18 protein-coding genes are annotated in these 18,237 nt (G+C 66.4%); 9 read left to right on the forward strand and 9 right to left on the reverse strand.

Annotated elements, in window-relative coordinates; translation table 11 throughout:
- Positions 1 to 94: 94 nt before the first annotated feature.
- A complete protein-coding gene (locus BM031_RS16330; protein WP_307187105.1) occupies positions 95 to 892 on the reverse strand; it encodes a DUF481 domain-containing protein in 798 nt (265 codons plus the stop codon).
- Between the two features lie 79 nt (positions 893 to 971).
- A complete protein-coding gene (locus BM031_RS16335; RefSeq protein ID WP_091875626.1) occupies positions 972 to 2,264 on the reverse strand; it encodes an NCS2 family permease in 1,293 nt (430 codons plus the stop codon).
- 95 nt (positions 2,265 to 2,359) lie between these two features.
- On the opposite strand from BM031_RS16335, the gene BM031_RS16340 reads away from it, so the two are divergent.
- The 4 genes from BM031_RS16340 (at position 2,360) to BM031_RS16355 (ending at position 7,271) form a co-directional block, all read left to right on the forward strand.
- Positions 2,360 to 3,568 (forward strand): hypothetical protein, encoded by a 1,209-nt coding sequence (locus tag BM031_RS16340; protein ID WP_091875627.1) that lies wholly within the window; start codon positions 2,360 to 2,362, stop codon positions 3,566 to 3,568.
- Positions 3,569 to 4,014: 446 nt separating this feature from the next.
- The gene (locus BM031_RS16345; RefSeq protein WP_091875628.1) at positions 4,015 to 5,202 is read left to right on the forward strand and encodes a glycosyltransferase; all 1,188 of its coding nucleotides are present in this window, start codon (positions 4,015 to 4,017) and stop codon (positions 5,200 to 5,202) included.
- 118 nt (positions 5,203 to 5,320) lie between these two features.
- Entirely contained in the window at positions 5,321 to 5,746 is a 426-nt protein-coding gene (locus BM031_RS16350) for an NUDIX hydrolase (RefSeq protein WP_091875629.1), read from the forward strand.
- Between the two features lie 673 nt (positions 5,747 to 6,419).
- Complete coding sequence (locus BM031_RS16355; protein WP_091875630.1) at positions 6,420 to 7,271, forward strand: phytanoyl-CoA dioxygenase family protein; 852 nt, start codon at positions 6,420 to 6,422, stop codon at positions 7,269 to 7,271.
- Positions 7,272 to 7,300: 29 nt separating this feature from the next.
- Here the strand turns inward: BM031_RS16355 and BM031_RS16360 are convergent, their stop codons facing one another.
- The 4 genes from BM031_RS16360 to BM031_RS16375 form a co-directional block, all read right to left on the reverse strand.
- Positions 7,301 to 7,567: a hypothetical protein gene (locus BM031_RS16360; protein WP_091875631.1), complete on the reverse strand. Its 267-nt coding sequence runs from the start codon at positions 7,565 to 7,567 to the stop codon at positions 7,301 to 7,303.
- A gap of 65 nt (positions 7,568 to 7,632) precedes the next feature.
- Positions 7,633 to 7,902 (reverse strand): DUF5985 family protein, encoded by a 270-nt coding sequence (locus BM031_RS16365; RefSeq protein ID WP_091875632.1) that lies wholly within the window; start codon positions 7,900 to 7,902, stop codon positions 7,633 to 7,635.
- Positions 7,903 to 7,906: 4 nt separating this feature from the next.
- Complete coding sequence (locus tag BM031_RS16370) at positions 7,907 to 8,164, reverse strand: DUF5985 family protein (RefSeq protein ID WP_091875633.1); 258 nt, start codon at positions 8,162 to 8,164, stop codon at positions 7,907 to 7,909.
- A gap of 3 nt (positions 8,165 to 8,167) precedes the next feature.
- Positions 8,168 to 8,557 (reverse strand): hypothetical protein, encoded by a 390-nt coding sequence (locus BM031_RS16375; protein ID WP_091875634.1) that lies wholly within the window; start codon positions 8,555 to 8,557, stop codon positions 8,168 to 8,170.
- 172 nt (positions 8,558 to 8,729) lie between these two features.
- On the opposite strand from BM031_RS16375, the gene BM031_RS16380 reads away from it, so the two are divergent.
- From BM031_RS16380 to BM031_RS16400, 5 genes are all read left to right on the forward strand, one after another.
- Positions 8,730 to 9,521 carry a DNA/RNA non-specific endonuclease gene (locus BM031_RS16380; protein WP_091875635.1) on the forward strand — a complete coding sequence of 264 codons (792 nt, stop codon included), beginning with the start codon at positions 8,730 to 8,732 and terminating at the stop codon, positions 9,519 to 9,521.
- Positions 9,522 to 9,537: 16 nt separating this feature from the next.
- Complete coding sequence (locus tag BM031_RS16385; RefSeq protein ID WP_091875636.1) at positions 9,538 to 9,795, forward strand: hypothetical protein; 258 nt, start codon at positions 9,538 to 9,540, stop codon at positions 9,793 to 9,795.
- Positions 9,796 to 9,938: 143 nt separating this feature from the next.
- Entirely contained in the window at positions 9,939 to 10,319 is a 381-nt protein-coding gene (locus BM031_RS16390; RefSeq protein WP_091875637.1) for a DUF2382 domain-containing protein, read from the forward strand.
- A 19-nt stretch (positions 10,320 to 10,338) separates the two neighbouring features.
- Positions 10,339 to 11,196: a DUF2382 domain-containing protein gene (locus tag BM031_RS16395; protein WP_091875638.1), complete on the forward strand. Its 858-nt coding sequence runs from the start codon at positions 10,339 to 10,341 to the stop codon at positions 11,194 to 11,196.
- Between the two features lie 195 nt (positions 11,197 to 11,391).
- A complete protein-coding gene (locus tag BM031_RS16400; RefSeq protein ID WP_143084614.1) occupies positions 11,392 to 13,110 on the forward strand; it encodes a hypothetical protein in 1,719 nt (572 codons plus the stop codon).
- Between the two features lie 94 nt (positions 13,111 to 13,204).
- Here the strand turns inward: BM031_RS16400 and BM031_RS16405 are convergent, their stop codons facing one another.
- The 3 genes from BM031_RS16405 to BM031_RS16415 all read right to left on the reverse strand — a co-directional run bounded on the left by BM031_RS16405 (position 13,205) and on the right by BM031_RS16415 (position 18,212).
- Positions 13,205 to 16,078: a M16 family metallopeptidase gene (locus BM031_RS16405; RefSeq protein ID WP_091875640.1), complete on the reverse strand. Its 2,874-nt coding sequence runs from the start codon at positions 16,076 to 16,078 to the stop codon at positions 13,205 to 13,207.
- Between the two features lie 103 nt (positions 16,079 to 16,181).
- Positions 16,182 to 17,093 carry a sensor domain-containing diguanylate cyclase gene (locus BM031_RS16410; protein ID WP_091875678.1) on the reverse strand — a complete coding sequence of 304 codons (912 nt, stop codon included), beginning with the start codon at positions 17,091 to 17,093 and terminating at the stop codon, positions 16,182 to 16,184.
- Positions 17,094 to 17,309: 216 nt separating this feature from the next.
- On the reverse strand, positions 17,310 to 18,212 hold the full coding sequence (locus BM031_RS16415; protein ID WP_177207789.1) for a sensor histidine kinase: 903 nt from the start codon (positions 18,210 to 18,212) through the stop codon (positions 17,310 to 17,312).
- Positions 18,213 to 18,237: the final 25 nt, after the last annotated feature.

Consider the following 18,237-nt stretch of genomic DNA (forward strand, 5'->3'; position numbering starts at 1 on the left):
GCGCAGGGCGCTCGACGGCCGGCGCGTCACGTCTGCCGAGCGATTGCTGCACCTGGCAATCAAACCCATCCATAGCGAAAGGTGACAGCGCCTATTAGAACGAGTAGACCATCGTCAGCGAAGTCTGGGTGTCGGTGTTCTTCTTGCCCACCGGGACGCTGGTGTCGCTGCGGGCGGAAAATCCGGCCTTCATCTGCATGGTCGAATTGATCTTGGTGCTCAGCGAGGTCTCGGCCACCGAGTGGGTGTTCGAGGTGCCTTTTTCCACGCTGACCGACTGGGCGAAATAGGCCGAGGGGCTGACGCGCCATCGGAACTGGGCCGCGCCGCGCACGGTCAGCCCGCTTTCGTCCTCGCCGGTGGCGCGTTCGCCCGCGAAGTAGCCCGGGCCGAGTTCGACGTCGAGCGACTTGTCGCCCGAATTGAACCATTGTGCGCCGTGGCCGACCGCGATCGAGGAGTAGCGCGTGTAGGCGCCGAAGCGGTCGTTCACGTGCGAACCGAGCACGAAGGCGCGCTTGCCTTCGCCCAGCAGCTTGAGCGAAGCCTTGGCCGAGGCGGCGAAGCGCTCGGCCGACTTGCTGCGCTCGATATTGCCGTCGTCGTCCTCGTACTCATCTTCCTTGAAGAAACCGCTGACCACGAATTCGTGGCTCCAGTTGGCGGTTTCGTGGCGAGCGTCGATCTTGCCGGTGATGGACGTACCGGTGGTGTTGCCGGACGTCGCGATCGCGCCCAGTTCCGCGGACGTGAACCAGCCGCCTTCGGGGATCGTGGGCGGCGCCACCCTCAGCGGGGCATGGACGTTACCGACTGCGGGAAGGTCAGGGCCGGCATGGGCCAGGGCAGGCGCGGCGAGCAGGAGTAATGCGAAGGTCGGGAGGATTTTCATAAGCATCATGTTGCCGACAGGATGGGCGACATTGTATCCCAAAGACAGCGCGAAAGATGCTTTCCGTCACAATTTCAGCTCAGGTCCCCACGTAGACGATCTTGAAGGTGAACAGGGCCGCGATCACCCATACCACGGGCGCGACTTCGCGCGCGCGCCCGGTGAGCAGCTTGAGCGCCGCGTAGCTGATGAAGCCGAAGGCGATCCCCTCCGCGATCGAAAAAGTGAAGGGCATCACCAGCGCGGTGACCGCGGCCGGGATGCTTTCGGTGGAGTCGCTCCAGTCGACCTCGCCCAGGTCGGCCAGCATCAGGCAGGCCACGAACAGCAGAGCCGGGGCGGTGGCGTAGGCCGGCACCACGCCGGCCAGCGGCGCGATGAACAGGCAGGCCAGGAACAGCACCGCCACCGTGACCGCGGTCAGGCCGGTGCGCCCGCCGGCCTGCACGCCGGACGCGCTTTCGAGGTAGGCGGTGGTGCTGGAGGTGCCGAGCAGGCTGCCGGCCACGATGGCGCCGCTGTCGGCCAGCAAGGCCTTGTTGAGGCGGTCCATCTTGCCGTCGACCAGCAGGCCGGCGCGGCGCGCCACGCCCATCAGGGTGCCGGTGGCGTCGAACAGCTCGACCAGGAAGAACACCAGCACCACGTTCAGGATGCCGCTCGAGAGCGCGCCCGGGATGTCGAGCTTGAACAGGGTCGGGTCGATCGAGGGCGGCGCCGAGAAGATGCCGCGGTAGGTATTGCCGCCAAAGAAGAAGGACAGCACCGTCACCAGCACGATGCCGATCAGGATCGCGCCCTTCACGCGCAGGCGGTCCAGCGCGACGATGGCGAAGAAGCCGGCGATGGCCATGATGGCTTCCGGCTTGTGCAGGTCTCCCGCCTTGACCAGGGTGGCCGGGTTGGCCACCACGATGCCGGCGTTCTTCAGGGCGATCAGGGCCAGGAACATGCCCAGGCCGACCGTGATCGCGACCCGCATCGAAGTCGGGATGCCGTTCACGATCATGCCGCGCAGGCCCAGCAGCGACACCAGGATGAACAGGCAGCCCGAGATGAACACCGCGCCCAGCGCGGCCGGCCAGGCGATCCCCATGCCCAGCACCACGGCGTAGGCGAAGTAGGCGTTCAGGCCCATGCCGGGCGCCATCGCGATCGGGTAGTTGGCGTACAGGCCCATCACGGCGGTGCCAAGCGCAGCCACGATGCAGGTGGCGACGAACACCGATTCCCGGGGCATGCCGGCGTCGCCAAGGATGGAGGGGTTGACGAAGATGATGTAGACCATCGTCAGGAAGGTGGTCAGCCCGGCCAGCAGTTCGGTACGCACGTTGGTGCCGCTCTGGGTGAGCTGGAAGAATTTGTCGAGCATCTGGCTGCGCTCCGTCGTTGTTTTGCCTGAAGCATAACATCCGCACGGCGCTTGATGCGCTACCATGGCGCTTTCTCCCCCACCGACACACCGCCATGAAGAACAAGCGCCCGCTGCCCCGCACCTCCAACAACCCGCGCGAACCGGACAATGCGTCCGTGGCCCAGGAGCTGGCCGACCTGGCCCTGGCCATCGCCGAGCGCGAGGAAGAACCCGGCGGCCTCGCCGTCGCCGTCGACGGCAACGAGGAACTGCTGGCCGCCGTGCGCAAGCTGGTGCGCAAGAAGCGCGACGAAGCCCTGTACGAAGCCATCGAGATCGCGCGCTACACCGACCCCGACGCCTGCCGCCTGCTGCGCGGGCGCATCGAGGAGGAAGCGGCGATCCTGCGCCTGCGCCGCGACGACGGCCGGGAATACGAGATCGACGCCTTCCTGGTCCCGCTGTTCGTGCGCAGCACCGGCGGCCTGCAGGCCGGCGACAGCTTTCAGGACCTGGAAGCCTTCGAGGCGCTGTCGACCAGCTTCCATCCGGCCGGGCTGGAAAGCGCCACTGCGAAGGTGGTGCTGATCCAGCACGCCTACGACCTGGCCGAGATCGACCACATTGCCTTCTCGACCCTGCACGAGATGCTGCGCGAGGCGGCCGCTTCGCTGCTCGAGAAAAAGCTGCAGCCCGCGCCCACCATCGAGGCCAGCATCCGCGGCTGGACCGGGGAGCGCTTCGCGCCGGACGAATCGAGCATGGAGCTGCGCTTCCTGCTCGGCTTTTCGCTCAAGCACCTGGATGACCCGTTCTACGCGGTGCCGGCGGCCGAGGAAGCGTCCGACGCCTGGTTCGCCGCGCGCGAGGAGCGCTACCGCGCCTGGACCGCGACGGTGGCGCCGCTGGTGCGCCGCTGCCTGTCGCGCCAGCCCGACAGCATCGAAGTGAACTTCCTGTACCAGGACTTGTTCTACGCCGCCAAGGAGCAGGGCGTGGGCGAGCTGGCCATGCTGGGCATCCTGTCGGAAGTGGCGCGCACCCTGGTGGCCAAGGAACTCGAGGCCGACCAGGTGCATGCGGCGGTGGCGCCGCTCGACGCGGGCGAGCACATCGTCATGCGGATCAACCTGTACGCCCTCGACGGCGGCACGCCCTGGGGCAGCGTCGACATGCCGGTCGACCTGGCGGCCGACCTGTCCACCGAGATGGACAGCCTGTGCGACGCGCTGCTGTCGCTCGGCCTGGAAGGGGTATCGGTGGCCAGCGGCTTCAGCCAGGACGGGCATGCGGAAGGGGCCGAGCCCTACCAGCCGGGCTGATGCCATGGCCGGGAGGGCGGGCTGCCTTCCTACATATTCCGCCAAGCTATGCTGCACTGCACCGAAGCCGGCGCTGGCCTGCCTGCGCCGAATGAAACGGAGCCTTGCCGTCGCGTGTCAAAGCCTGTTTAGATGCTGCGCTACGCAGGTGCAAGGTAACATTGATGATGAGTATTCGTAGTGGATCTTCCTGTAGTTGTGTAGGACCCTCCCTACATCGATGCACCCAGCCGCCGACTCCCCCCTATGAAGGCGGTTTGTTACATCCGGTTGCAACATTACGTGTTGGAAATATTGCAATGCATAACTGAAAATCTTACGAATTTTGCATGATACGATGCGTGGGTCCGGTTGGCGCAGAGCGCTTCCGGGGACCGGCAATCGAGAGAAAAGCTGCCGGGCTTTGCCAACAACTAGAGCGCCACGAAGGCGAAAAGGAACTACACATGCCGACCTTGATCGTGTTTTGCCACCTGCGCTGGGACTTCGTCTTCCAGCGTCCCCAGCACCTGATGACCCGTCTGGCGGAACACTACCGAATCCTGTTTGTCGAGGAACCGGTGTATGGCGAAGGGCAGGCGTATATGAAGAAGACCGCCGCCGCGCCGAACATCACCGTCTGCCAGCCGCATACCCCGATCCACGCGCCTGGCTTCCACGACGACCAGATCCCGACCCTGCAAGCCATGCTGGCAGACCTCGTGCCGGAAGGCGAGCAGCCGGTGGTCTGGTTCTACACCCCGATGGCGCTGCCGCTGCTGCAGGGCCTGAACCCATCCAAGATCATCTACGACTGCATGGACGAGCTGGCGATGTTCAAGAATTCGCCGAAGCAGCTGCTGCAGCGCGAAAGCGCACTGCTGAACATGGCAGACGTCGTCTTCACCGGCGGACCGAGCCTGTACCAGTCCAAGCGCGACCGCCATGCGAACGCGCACTGCTTCTCGAGCAGCGTCGATGCCAAGCACTTCCGCCAGGCCCAGGACGCCGACATCTCGCACCCGGACCAGGCCCACATCCCGCATCCGCGCCTGGGCTTCTACGGCGTGATCGACGAGCGCTTCGACGTCGACCTGGTCTCGAGCATGGCCGACGCCCATCCGGAATGGCAGATCGTGCTGGTCGGCCCGGTCGTCAAGATCGACCCGGCGACCCTGCCGAAGCAGGCCAATGTCCACTACATGGGCCAGCGCACCTATGACGAGCTGCCGAAGTTCCTGGCCGGCTGGGATGTCTGCCTGCTGCCGTTCGCCATGAACGACTCGACCAAGTTCATCTCGCCAACCAAGGTGCTCGAATACATGGCGGCCGAGCTGCCGGCCGTATCGACCCCGATCACCGACGTCAAGGTGCCTTACGGCGACGTGGTGGCGGTGGCCGAAACGACGGAAGAATTCATCGCCGCCTGCGAACGCCAGCTGGCCCTGGGCGACGGCGAGCGCCAGGCCATGGCCAAGCGCATGCGCGAAGTGGTGGCCGGCACCTCGTGGGACCTCACCGCGAGCCGCATGCACGAACTGATCACCAGCGCGGTGCCGGGGCACAATGCGCGCCGTCCGGCCCCTGCCGACGCAGTCATGGCCGAAGTGCTGCCGGTGAAAGTCAACGCGGTCCCGGTGGCAAAGACCGCGTAAGCGAAGCGACAGGGTAAGCGGCCAGCGGCCCCGCATCGCGCGGGCCGCTGGCTGGCGACGGCACGGCGGCGGACCCCTGGGGTACCGCCGCCGTGTTTTTTTCGTATGAGGGCATGGCATGACCAGGCACACGGTTTCCTGCGGCACCCTGGTGCTCAACGCGCGGCGCGAGCTGCTGCTGTGCCACGTCACGCATACCGCGAAATGGGACATCCCGAAAGGCATGCTGGACCCGGGCGAGACCGAGCTGGAAGCGGCCATGCGCGAGCTGCGCGAGGAAGCCGGCCTGGAGTTCGAGGCCGCGCTGTTCCGCGACCTGGGCCCCTTTGCCTACCGGCGCGACAAGCGCCTGCACCTGTTCATGCTGCAGGCGCCCGCCAGCCTGGACGACCTGGCGCACCTGCACTGCAGCACCACCTTCCCGCACCACGTGACCGGCGCGCCGACCCCCGAGATGGATGGCTACCGCTGGGCCGTGCGCGATGATGTGCGCGGCCTGTGCTGGCCGCGCATGGGCGAGGTGCTGATGTCGATCGACTGGTAGCGCGCTGGGGTTGGTCTCCAGGAACCGGTAGTCGCAGGGCTGGCCCGCATTGTCGTACAACATCTCGATGACGCACACGCCTTCGTCGACCGATTCGAACAGGGTGCGGTAGCGTTCCTCGCTGTGGCGCAGCTGCTGCGCGGCTTCGAACTGGCGGGTGGCGTCGATCGCCACGCCCCGCATCAGGGAGCCCGCGTCGGCCACCGCCGCGCCGCCGCGCAGCGCTTCCGGGATGCCGAACATGGCGCCCATGCGCGCGTCGCCCACGACCCGGTCGGCCTCGATGTCCCAGGTCCAGACCGCGACCTCCGACCAGGACCAGCGCGAAGTCGCGGCTGCCCGCCTGTTCCAGTCCGTCTGCGGCCGAGCCGGCATGCACGACCGGCTCGGCCAGCTCGGCCGCGACCCGTACCAGCACCGGGTCAGCTGCGGGCCGGTCGCAGATGAACAGCAGGCTGGCGCTGCCGGGGCCGCTCAAGGCGCTGCCCCGGTGCCGGGCGAAGGTGGTCCCATGGTGTGTTCCTACCATGTTTGCCGCCAATCTACGGGGCCGCTGCGGTCCTGTCAACGGCGCGGACGCCGCCCCGCCGGCCTTGCGCCACCGAGCGGAAATTGTCAGTAGTATGCTGCTTTCGCGGCAAGCAAGCCGGCATGACGAGACAAGGAGTACAGCATGGGCAGCAGCAGCAACAGCGGCGTGACCGACAGTGGAGCAGGCGAGGTGGCCGACATCATGCGCGGCCTGTATGGCGATGGCATCATCGGCTGCCGCGGCGCTTTCAGCCCGGAGCTGGTCGCGCAGTTGCGGGCCGACATCGACCAGCTGTTCGAGGAAGCCCAGGGCCGGCCGGGCGGGGCGCTCAACCGCGGGCCGAACCGCTTCTACGTGGAAGTGCACCCGGAGCGCCTGCGCTGCTTCGTGGAGATCGCCAGCCACCCGTGGGTGACGGCCGTGTGCAAGGCCGTGCTGGGCCCGGCCTACCGGATCGTCGAAGTCGGCTTCGACGTGCCGGGTCCGGGGGCGATGCACCAGCCCTGGCACCGCGACTTCAAGTCGCCGCCGGAGACCGTCGAGGGCCGGCGCCTGAGTTCGCTGGCCTTCAATATCACCACGGTCGACGTCACCGAGGACATGGGACCGTTCGAGATCGCGCCCGGCACCCAGTGGGACCTGTTCGAGGGCGACCCGATGTTCCCCGACAAGGCGCTGTGGCCGCGCTACGAAGCGCTGGCGCAGCGCAAGCTGCCCAAGGTGGGCGACATCTCGGCGCGCTCGGCGCTGACGATTCACCGCGGCACCGCCAACCAGTCCGACAAGTCGCGGCCGGTACTGGTGCTGGGGGCCGATGCGCCGGACGCCACCAACGCCATCAAGCACGACCTGCAGATGTCGCGCGCCTATTACGACAGCCTGCCGGAAGAGGTGCGGCGCCACCTGGCCTGCCGCGTGGTAGAGCGGCTCGAGCCGATCTACCAGGCCCACACGATCGAGGGGCTGACGATGGGCGTGACGATGGGTGGATGAAGAAGGGGCCGCTGGAAGCGGCCCCGGGATCATTCTTTTTCCGGCACGCCCTGCGAGGGCACCGGGGTCTTGAGCGCGTCCGGCAGCGCGTCGGCAATGCCGTTCGCCGGCATCTGGCCGACCCGGCGCGCCTCGTCGGAATGCTGGTCCAGGCTCACTTCCTCGGCCACGTCGAAGCGGCCATCCTCGGCACCTTCTTCGCCGGGAAGCAGGTTGTCGGAACGCTGCTCCTGGCCGCCGCCGGCGACGGGCGCGGCGGGGTTCTTGTCACTGCCTTGCTGGGTTGGTGGTGCCATGCTGTGCTCCTGTGGACGATTTTTCATGGCCCATTATCACGCGGCGGCCCGGCGCCGGTCGCACGCTAGTCGCGCGGTTCCTTGCGCGGCAGGTTCTTTTCCACGATCGCCCACAGGATCAGCCCGTAGGCCAGCACCCGGATCAGGTAGTGCAGGGGCGAATCCTCGCCCGCTTCGTTGAGGATGGCCGAGTAAACCCGGTGCACGCCCTCGATGAAGAAGGACAGGGCGAACCACAGGAAGAAGCGGTCGCCCGTGTTGCGCCAGAAGCGCAGGAAAAACAGCGCGATGGTCAGCGACGCCATCGAAATCGCGCCATACATCATTTCTGTCATGGCCTCACTCCTTCTCGTAGATCAGGCCGTACAGCAGCAGCAGGCAGGCCACCAGTGCGCTGATCAGGCGCAGCGGCATGAAATCGACATTCGGGAAGACGATCTTGTCGAAAATCAGGAACAGGTTATTGAAGGTCATCACCGCGAAGCACAGCCCGCTCCAGAACAGGAGCCGGTAGCGCGTGCGCCGGTAGCTGGCGAGCAGCAGCCAGGTACAGGCCAGCGAGGTCAACATGCACAGGGTGTAGATAAGTTCGCCCATGGACTAGTCCTTTCGCAGGCGGAACGCGTCGGCGAACTGCTGCGCTTTCCGGTCGAGTGTGGAGTGAATGAGATTGGTGATGTCCACCAGGTGGCGCGCGTAGTGGTCGGCCAGGCCGTCGATGCGTTCGCGCAGCGTCTCCGAGGCCGGCGCATAGCAATAGCAATCCGCATTCGGCGCCTCGCAGGGGCTCGCCATGTAGGAACGGCACAGCTCGTTCAGCAAGGTTTCGGCCGTGCGTTCGCTGGTGTAGAGCCGGCTCGCCAGCATCTCGCCTGTCCATTGCTGGCCGGGATCGGCGCGCAGCAGCAGCAAGGCCTCGAGAAAGGGCACGGAGGGGATGCTCGTCAGGACAAAACGGCGCAGGTCCTCGGGGATGGGCGGGCGGTTCATTCGCTTCGGGTGAGCTTTCCCAAAAGGAATCTTTTGTTGAGAAAGCCGCAAGTTTAGCTCATTCTTGGCGGAAAGGGAGTTTCAATCGTGCGCGTCTTCCAGCGTGGATTGTTTGACGGCGCTCAACGGCGCTCGGCTACAATGCGAGCTATTGATGCACCTTTAGACAACCATGTTCCGTTCCTTCCTGGCCCGCCTCGGCCGAGTCTCCTTACTCGCCGCGCTGCTGGCCGCCGGCGCCGTACAGGCAGCCGGCTGTCCTTCCCACTACCTCGACGGCCGCGCGCCCGAGATCCGCAACCCGAAACTGGCCGCCGCCACCCGCGAACTGTGCTTCGACGAGTTCGGCGTGATGCACTCGGGCGTCACCCGCACCGCGCTGTGGTCGGCCGAGCACCTGAGCAGCGCGCAACTGAACGCCGCCGAAGGCCTGGACCGCGACAATGCCTTCCACGCCGAGCCGCGCCTGCCGCGCGGGCAGCGTGCCGAGCTCTCCGACTACGCACGCAGTGGCCTGGATCGCGGTCACCTGGCCCCCAACGGCGACATGCCGGACCGCCGCGCCCAGCGCGAGAGCTTTTCGCTGGCCAACATGGTGCCCCAGGACCGCGACCACAACCGCCACATCTGGGCGCCGATCGAGGGCGCGACCCGCAAGATGGCGAAGAAGGAAGGCGGCCTGTACGTGATCACCGGACCGGCTTTCCTGGGCAGCAGCCTGCGCAAGGTCGGCAACGTGATCGTGCCGAGCCACCTGTACAAGGTGGTGTACAGTCCCCGCCAGCGCGCCGCCGCCGCCTGGTTCGTCGAGAACCAGGCCGATGCGACGATCCAGGTGGTCCCGGTGGCCGAACTGGAACGCATCGTCGGCATCGAGCTGCTGCCGTCGCTGACCCAGCAGCAGAAGGAACGCATGCTCGCGCTGCCGAAGATCCGGCAGGGCAAGAACAGGAACCGCAACTGAACCCGGGAGGCCCCCCATGACCCGCAAGAAAAGCTTCACCCCCTATGCCAACGAAGCCGACGTGCTGGAGGTCGGCAATCTGATGCTGGAGAACCGCGTCGACCGCATCACCGTCTCGGGCGACGTCGACCTCACTGCCGACCAGGCCGGCCTGGCCCACGCCCGCCGCCTGCACGAGGCCTTGGGCGCCATCGTCGCCGCGCTCGAGTCGCGCGCGCTGCCCGAGCAGCTTCCGGCACCCGATATCAAGCAGGTGGACAACCCGTTCGCCTGAGCCGTATCAGGGCCCGCTAACGCGCGGGCCCGCCATTTTCTCCCTCAGCGCCATCTCTTTCATTCCGAGAGTCAAGGGTGTGCATGCTCGAGGACGAATCATGTAGATTCGACCACTCCTTACGCGTCTTCCAGGAGTGATCGATGTCCAGCACCATCCCCGAGCCCGCCGACCGCGACAGTGTCGTCGAGACCGGCTGCGGCGTGCGCATCCACAAGACCTTATCGGAGCAGGACGTCGTCATCGACGAACGCCTGCTGCGCCACGAGCTGCAGGTGCGCCATGTGCCGGTCGACCGGATCGTCGCCGCCGGCGAACAGCCGGCCGCGCGCTATGAAGGCGATACCCTTGTGGTGCCCGTGCTCGAGGAAGTATTGGTCACCGAACGACGCCTGCGCATCGAGGAAGAATTGCATATCGCGCGAGCCCGGCACGAAGAACGCTACCAGGACGCCGTCTCGCTCAAACGCGAGCGGGTCGAGGTCGAACGCTTCGACGATGCCGGCGCAGCACCCGCACCCTGATTCCATCGGAGGAAACACCATGCAACATACTTTGGTCGCCGTATTCGATAACCTTGCCGACGCGCAGAGCGCGCTCGACGAATTGCTCGCTTCAGGCTTTACCCGCGAAAACGTGCGTATGTCCGGTTCGTCCGGCGCCACCGCCGCCGGTTCCACCGCATCCTCCGCATCCTCCCCGGACACCGATACCGGCTTTGGCAGCGGCATCAAGAACTTCTTCAGCGACCTGTTCGGCGACGACGACAGCGTCGACCAGGTCAACCGCTACGAGGGAGCGGTCACCCGCGGCCAGCATGTGGTCACCCTGACCGCCGATTCGCTGCCCGAAGTCGAACGCGCCGCCGACATCGTCGAACGCTTTGGCCCGACCGATATCGACGAGCATTCGTCCGGCAGCGGCCAGGTCGGCACCGCCGGCGCCTTGCTGTCGGGCAGCCAGAGCGGGATGTCGGCCTCCCCGATCTCCGCCCAGTCGGGGCAGACGTCGCTCAGCCAGCAGCGCGACACCGCGACCCAGGGTATTCCGGTAGTCGAAGAGCAGCTCAAGATCGGCAAACGCGAAGTCCAGCGCGGCGGCGTGCGCATCTTCTCGCGTGTCGTCGAGACCCGTGTGAACCAATCGGTCGGCGTGCGCGACGACACCTATTACCGCAACCACTTCCAGAACACCTACGGTACCGGCGGCGGCTCGTACGACGACTACGCCCCGGCCTATGGTTACGGCACCCACATGCGCAGCCAGTTCGCCGGCCGCCAGTGGGGCGATGTCGAAGGCAGCCTGCGCTCGGATTGGGAGACCCGCAATGCCGGTGGCGCGTCGACCTGGGAAAAGGTGAAGGCGGCGGTGCGTCATGGCTGGGATCGGATGACGGACTGAACGACGGTATTGCGTTAGCCAACGCATGATCGTTCCGTGGTCCTCGTTGCGCCGCGCACGTACGGCAGGCGCGCGCGGGCCACGGCAATATTGGAGTAATCTCAACAAACATGCTGAGCGGTGGATGCAGGCCCTTCAAACCGGTGTGCAGCCCTTCGCCAGACAATCCCCATCACGCACCACGGAGGAACGACCATGCAACATACCCTTGTAGCCGTGTTCGACAATCGCACCGATGCCCAGAATGCGATGAACGAACTGCTTTCGTCGAACTTTTCGCGCAATGAAGTCAAGCTGTCCAACGCCGACCCGACCGGCATGACCGACAGCACCACCGGCCGTACCGACCGCGACACGTCCGAATCCGGCGAAGGCCTGGGCGCCAGCATCAAGCACTTCTTCAACGACCTGTTCGGCGCCGACAACAGCGTCTATGCCAGCCGCTACGAGGGCGCCGTCACGCGCGGTCATCACGTGCTGACCGTCATCGCCGACTCGCTGCCCGAAGTCGAGCGCGCGGCCGACATCGTCGAACGCTACGGGCCGACCGACATCGACGAGCAGGCCAGCGGGCCGGGCGCCGGCGCCATGGGCATGGGCGGCGTGCCGGAATCGATGCGCATGGGCGGCGCGGGCGGCATGCAGCAGACGGCGCATGCGGCGGCGCAGTCCGCGACGGGCGCCAACCAGCAGCTCGACAACCCCGGCGACCGCAAGCTGTTCCAGCAGCAGTCGCTCAACCAGGCCGAGCCGATGGGCACGACCTACCAGGAGCCGATGGGCAAGAGCGGCCTCACCGCCACCGGCGGCACCTCGCTGCAGGGCTCGACGCTGCAGGAAAACTCGGTCCAGGGCTCGTCGCTCGACGGCACCCAGAACACCGACACCTCGATCCGCAGGGTCGGCCAGGAAGGCGCGGCGCTGCAGGGGTCGTCGCTCGCAGGCTCGGCCTACCAGGGCGGGGCAGGTGGCGCGCAGCAGCGCGACAGCGCGCTGGGCGGTTCGGTGTCGGGCGTCTCGACCAGCGGCGGGTTCACCAGCACCGAGATCCAGCGCGGCAAGTCGCGCATCTACTCGCCGTCGTCCAGTTCGGGTTCCAGCCTGGACATCGGCAGCCTGCCCGGTGACGACGACGAATACTACCGCAACCATTTCCTCGCCAATTACAGCAACGACGACTACGACAGCGTGAAGCCGGCCTATGCCTACGGCAGCTCGATGGCGCGCGACGCCAAGTACAGCGGCCGCAAGTGGGACGAAGTCGAAACCGACCTGCGCAGCGACTGGGAAACCCGCAACAGCGGCAGCACCGGCGCAACCTGGGACCGGATGAAAGCCGCCGTGCGCCGCGGCTGGGACCGCATCACCAGCGACGATGACGACGCCTACTACCGCAGCCACTACGATTCCAGGCTCGGCGACTCGGGCGACGACTACGACAGCTACAAGCCGGCCTATTCTTACGGCACCGAAATGCGCAAGAGCCAGATGTACCGCAACCAGCCGTGGGACGACATCGAAGGCGACATGCGCAAGGGCTGGGATTCGCGCATCGCGCAGCGCGGCACGACGGGCGCCAGCACCGGCGCCGCGGTCGAAGGCGCGTGGGACCGCATGAAGGCGGCGGTGCGCCATGGCTGGGAACGCATCACCGACGACGATGACAACGAGTACCGCAGCCACTGGACCAATACCTACGGCGTGGAAGGCGGCGGCACCTACGATGAATACCGGCCTGCCTACACCTACGGCTCCGAAATGGCGCGCAGCGAGAAGTACCGTGGGCGCCAGTGGAACGATGTCGAAAACGACCTGCGTTCCGACTGGGATACGCGTTATGGCAGCACCGGGGCGTCGACGTGGGAGAAGATGAAGTCGGCGGTGCGGCATGGGTGGGATCGGATGACGTCTTAAGATCCGGTTGCGGTTTGCTCCACATCTGCCACCCAAAAAAATCGGCGCCCAACGGGCGCCGATTCTACTCATACCGCGGAAAAGCAAGCCTACCTCACTCCGCAAACGCCTGCACCGCCGGCGTAATCCTCACCGCCTCCGCCTTGATCCCCAGCTTCATCGCGCCGATCTGCTGGTCTTCGTCGAGCAGCCACTGCGGCTTCTTGGCGTCGTAGCTGATCGGCGAAAACGCATCCATCACCAGCTTTTCCTTCAGCCCCGCCGCATCCTTGGTGATGATCACCACCGACAGGTTCTTGCTCGACAGGTGCTTCTTGATCGCCGCGTTCACATCCGCCACGGTCAGCTTGGCCAGGCCCTCACGCATCATGCGCGTGAACTCCGGGGTCTTGTACCACTGCGCGTCGAGCGCGTAGCCGAGTTGCTGGTCCTGGGTGGCGGTCATGACGAACACGTTCTTCATCAGGTAGCCGCGGGTGGTCTCGAAGTCCTGCTGGCTCAGGCCATTGGCCACCAGCTGGTCCAGCTCGAACAGCGCCGCGCGCAGGGCGAAGTGGCCGTTTTGCGGGGCCACCGGGCGGATCCAGACTTCGAACAGCTGCGCCTTGCGGCCCAGGTTCGGGTTCGGGAAGAACTGGAACATCCCGCGCGGGAAGGCCTCGATATAGGCGTAGTCGCCGTAGTTCATGCCGCGCTCCTCGCGGATGCGCTGGTACAGGCGGGCGCTCGAGGCGCGGTGTTCGCCGAGCCAGGTCTTGGCCATCCACAAGGCCGGGAAGTCCGGGTGCGAACGGGTTACTTCCAGGGGCAGGCCGAAGGAAATCGCGGTGGCGCGGGTGTTCTTCTCGACGATCTCCACTTCCAGGCCGTTCGGCATGCGGCCGCGGATGGCGGGCGTCGCGGCCAGGTTGCCGGTTGCGGGCAGGCGCGCCAGCGCGGTCTTGAGGGAAGCGACCATCTTGTCGCTCACATCACCCGACATGCCGACCCGTACCGCGCCTTGCGTATAAGCCTGGCGGTAGAAGTTCTTCACGTCGTCCAGCGTGATCGACTCGATGCCCTTGAGCGTGCCCAGCACCGGGTGGCCATAGGGGGTGCCGGCGAAGACATTGGCCTGCAGGCGCTCCTTGCCGAACTCCTCTTCGTTGTTGTCCTTCAGGTCCAGCACCAGCGCGTTCTTCTGGGCGTCCTTCAGGCGGCGGAAGTCTTCTTCGCGCAAGCCCGGTTCCACCAGCAGCGGCATGGCGATGGCCATGTACTGGTCCCAGTTGTCGCGGTGGGTGGAGCCGGTGAAGGTGGTCATCTCCTTGTCGGTCTGCTCGCTGAAGCTGCCGGCCAGCGGGAACAGGGCCTTGGTCACTTCGTCGATCTTGCGCTCGCGCGAACCGGCGGCCGAGACCATCGCGGCGGTGAGCGCCGCCAGGCCTTCCTTGCCCTTCGGGTCATGCGCCGAGCCGGCCGAGAACAGCAGCTTGAAGCGGATCTGCGGCAGGGCCGACTTCTGCACCAGCACGTCGAACTTCGCGTCAGCCGCCTTGGGGGCGAAGCTGGCCATCGCCGGCAGGGTCTTGATGTCGGCCGGCAGGGCTTCGTGCGACAGGGTGGTGACCACCATCGCATCGTCCACCAGGTACTTGAGGGCGGCGGCCTGCAGGTCGGCCGGGGTGAGGCTGTCGACCACGCGGTAGTAGCGGTTCAGGGTATGGTACGAACGGTCGAAGTGCACGTAGGACGCCAGGGTCGAGGCGATCGCCTCGGTATTGTCCAGCGAGCGGATCAGGCCATACTTGTTGGCGCTCTTGGCGTCTGCCAGCGCGGCGGCGCTCACCGGCTCGTCGCGCAGTTTCGCCACGGTTTCCAGGATGGCGTCGCGCACATACACGGCGTCGGCCGGCTTCTTGACGCGCGCGCCGATCGTGGCCAGGGTCGGGTCGACCCGGTTCGGGGTGAAGTCGAACAGCTGGTCGACCTTCTGCTCGTCCTGCACCAGGCGCTTGTACAGCGGCGAGGTACGGCCAAACGAGAGCGACAGCAGCATGTTGAGCGCGGCCTGGTCCTTCTGGGTTTCCGAGAAGGCCGGGGCGCGGAAGGCCACCGTCACCAGCGGCAGGGTCGGGGTCGGCCATGGCACGTGGCGGTATTGCGCGCCCTTGGCCGCGGGCTCGACGGGAACGTTGGACTTGAAGCTGCCGCGCTTCCAGCTGCCCCAGTACTTCTCGACCATCGCCACCGCCTTGGCCGGCTCGACGTCGCCGGCGATGATCACGGTGGTGCGCTCGGGACGGTACCAGCGCTCAAAAAAGACCTTCGAGTATTCGTACTGGTTGGGCATGTCCTCGATGTCCTTGAGGAAGCCCATCGTCGTGTGGCGATAGGTGTGGGTCGTGAACGCCGCTTCGCGCTGGGTCTCGAACAGCTTCTGCATCGGGTTCGCGCTGTTCTTGTTGTACTCGCCGAGCACGGCGCGCGACTCGGTCTTGAAGGCCTCGACCGGGTAGGACAGGTGCTGGAAGCGGTCGGCTTCGACCTTCAGCACGGTTTCAAGGTCTTCCTTGGCGAAGGTGGTGTAGTAGTTGGTGAGGTCGTCGCTGGTGTAGGCGTTCTGGCGAGCACCGGCCTTGGTGATGATTTGCTGGTACTTCTCCGGCGGGTAGGTCGGCGTACCGCGGAACATCATGTGTTCGAAAAAGTGGGCGAAGCCGGACTTGCCCGGCTCGACTTCGTTACGCGAACCGGTCTGCACCGGGATGTGCACCGAGACCAGGTTGGGGAAGCCGGTCGGCACCACGATGACCTTCAAGCCGTTCGGCAGGGTCTTCTCGGTGGCCTTGAACGGCAGCACGTCGGCGGCGCTGGCGGTAGCGGCGGCCTTGGGCGCCGGCGCCGCGAAGGACGGCGACGCAAAGGCCAGCAGCGCGGCGGAAATGACGGTCGCGAGCGTGGTCCGCGACAGATTGAGTTTCAACACGTTCTCTCCTTCTAGGAATATTGCTATCCGCGCAGGATAGATTATTCGACAAGGAAAGAACAGCGGAATCGGGCATGCACATATGCAGCCCGCCTTGCGGTGCTTACGCCGCTTCGCTCAGGGGCAGGCTGATCCGGTTGCGGCCCATGTGCTTGGCCCGGTACAGGGCGGCGTCGGCGGTGGCGACGAGCTGGCTGGCCGTATTCTCTGGCCCGGCGATGGCGGTGGCGGCCCCGATCGACACCGTCACATGGCGGGTGGGGGCGGTCGAGGGCAGCTGGAGCTGCTCGACACGGCAGCGGATCCGCTCCGCGACAATCGCCGCGCCCTTGAGCGACTGGTTCGGCAGGATCACCGCAAATTCCTCGCCGCCATAGCGCGCCACCAGGTCGTTGGCCCGCATCTCGCTCGACACCGCCCGGGCGATGCGCTTGAGGCATTCGTCGCCGCCCAGGTGGCCGTTGGCGTCGTTATAGGCTTTGAAATTGTCCACGTCCACCATCAGCAGCGACAATGGCTGCTGCTGGCGCAGTGCGCGCGACCATTCCGCGTGCAGGGTGTCGTCGAAGCAGCGCCGGTTGGCCAGGCCGGTCAGGCCGTCGCGGGTGGCAAGCTGCTCGAGTGCGACTTGCGCCATCTTTTCGTCGGTCAGGTCGCGCAGCGTCTCGACCACGGCGGCAATCTCGCCGTCGGCGCCGAAGATCGGGCTGGCGTCGGCCGCCAGGTAGCGGCGGCGGCCGGCGCGCGGCATGTCGAACCAGCTCTCGATGCACAGGCTGGTAGGCGAAATGTCGGAAGCGCTGCGCGGCAGGATCCGGCGCACGTCCTCGCTGCGGTTCTGCAGCACCAGGTCGGCCAGGGTAGGGCGGCGGTGCTCGTAGAAGCTGCGCCAGTGTTCGCTGGTACCGATGACCTCTTGCGCGGGCACGCCGGTCAGCTGCTCGCAGGCATGGTTCCAGATCATGACCCTGGCCTGCGTGTCGAGCACGAAGACGGGGATCGACAGGGAAGCCATCAGTTGCCCGACAAAGGCGCCATCCTTCACGAGGGCGGTCGGGGCGGGCGCGCCGGCGCCGTGGCTGGCACCTGCACTGGTGCTCGATGAAGGGATCATGGTCGTCCTCTGCGTTCCGGTCCGGCAGCCGAATGACTGCCAACAGGAAACGATTCTGCTACTTCGCAGACGCGACCTTATTGATTTTCAGCAAGACTTCTTATCGCGGAATCGGCTTCATGCCAGCACCGGAAGGCGCTTCAGGGGCAGGCTGACGCAGACCACGGTGCCGCCACGGCGCCCTGGCGCCAGGGAGAACTTGCCGCCGAACGCCTCGGCCCGTTCGCGCATGCCGTCGATGCCGTTGCCGGCGCCGCCCACCCCGAGCGGGCCGACGCCGTCGTCCTCGACCGTCAGCACGGCCTCCCTGGCCGACTGCACCAGGGTGACGCAGACCGTGGTGGCCTGGGCATGCCGCGCCACGTTCGACAGCGACTCCTGCAGCACGCGGAACAAGACCCCTTCGAGTTCCGGATCGCGGGGCGACTCCGGGTCGGCGCCCGCGTCGAAGCGGTAGTCCAGCCCATGCAGGCGCGAGAAATCGGCCAGGTGGCGCTCGGCAGCCAGGCGCAGGCTGACACCGGGAGCGATCGGGCGCAGTCCGGCGACGATCGCGCGCACCGAGCGGATCGCGGCGTCGAGGTTGGCCACGGCGAGGGTCAGCTTGTCGTGCACGCCGGGGGAGGTGCCGCGCACCGCGGCCTGCTGCAGGGCCAGCTCCACGCGCAGGGACAGTAGCCGGTGGCCGAGCTCGTCGTGCAGGTCGCGGGCGATGCGGGCGCGCTCGGCTTCGCGCACGGTTTCCTGCTGGCGCACCAGGCGGCATAGCACTTCGTGGCTGCCGGCCAGGGCGTCTTCGACATCGGTATGGGCGCAGCGCTCGGCCGCCAGCTGCTGTTCCAGCGAGCGGCTGCGTTCTTCCGCCGAGCGGAAGCGCCGCTGCAGCAGCAGCGCCGTGGCGACCGCGGCCAGGGAGAGCATGGCGGCGGCCATCAGTTCCGGCGGCGCACCGCGCAGCGGCAGGGGCAGGGGCGCGGCGGCGCTGGCCGGCGTGCTGGCAGTCGCGCAAGCGAAGACCAAGGCATACGCTGAAAAACGGACTAGG

It is taken from the genome of Massilia yuzhufengensis, assembly GCF_900112225.1.
GTDB classification, from domain to species: Bacteria; Pseudomonadota; Gammaproteobacteria; order Burkholderiales; family Burkholderiaceae_D; genus Telluria; species Telluria yuzhufengensis.

Bases quoted from the DNA above. Each gene is read 5' to 3' on its own strand.
- BM031_RS16330 (WP_307187105.1), bottom strand. From the start codon at position 892: ATGAAAATCCTCCCGACCTTCGCATTACTCCTGCTCGCCGCGCCTGCC.
- BM031_RS16335 (WP_091875626.1), bottom strand. From the start codon at position 2,264: ATGCTCGACAAATTCTTCCAGCTCACCCAGAGCGGCACCAACGTGCGT.
- BM031_RS16340 (WP_091875627.1), top strand. From the start codon at position 2,360: ATGAAGAACAAGCGCCCGCTGCCCCGCACCTCCAACAACCCGCGCGAA.
- BM031_RS16345 (WP_091875628.1), top strand. From the start codon at position 4,015: ATGCCGACCTTGATCGTGTTTTGCCACCTGCGCTGGGACTTCGTCTTC.
- BM031_RS16350 (WP_091875629.1), top strand. From the start codon at position 5,321: ATGACCAGGCACACGGTTTCCTGCGGCACCCTGGTGCTCAACGCGCGG.
- BM031_RS16355 (WP_091875630.1), top strand. From the start codon at position 6,420: ATGGGCAGCAGCAGCAACAGCGGCGTGACCGACAGTGGAGCAGGCGAG.
- BM031_RS16360 (WP_091875631.1), bottom strand. From the start codon at position 7,567: ATGGCACCACCAACCCAGCAAGGCAGTGACAAGAACCCCGCCGCGCCC.
- BM031_RS16365 (WP_091875632.1), bottom strand. From the start codon at position 7,902: ATGACAGAAATGATGTATGGCGCGATTTCGATGGCGTCGCTGACCATC.
- BM031_RS16370 (WP_091875633.1), bottom strand. From the start codon at position 8,164: ATGGGCGAACTTATCTACACCCTGTGCATGTTGACCTCGCTGGCCTGT.
- BM031_RS16375 (WP_091875634.1), bottom strand. From the start codon at position 8,557: ATGAACCGCCCGCCCATCCCCGAGGACCTGCGCCGTTTTGTCCTGACG.
- BM031_RS16380 (WP_091875635.1), top strand. From the start codon at position 8,730: ATGTTCCGTTCCTTCCTGGCCCGCCTCGGCCGAGTCTCCTTACTCGCC.
- BM031_RS16385 (WP_091875636.1), top strand. From the start codon at position 9,538: ATGACCCGCAAGAAAAGCTTCACCCCCTATGCCAACGAAGCCGACGTG.
- BM031_RS16390 (WP_091875637.1), top strand. From the start codon at position 9,939: ATGTCCAGCACCATCCCCGAGCCCGCCGACCGCGACAGTGTCGTCGAG.
- BM031_RS16395 (WP_091875638.1), top strand. From the start codon at position 10,339: ATGCAACATACTTTGGTCGCCGTATTCGATAACCTTGCCGACGCGCAG.
- BM031_RS16400 (WP_143084614.1), top strand. From the start codon at position 11,392: ATGCAACATACCCTTGTAGCCGTGTTCGACAATCGCACCGATGCCCAG.
- BM031_RS16410 (WP_091875678.1), bottom strand. From the start codon at position 17,093: ATGGCTTCCCTGTCGATCCCCGTCTTCGTGCTCGACACGCAGGCCAGG.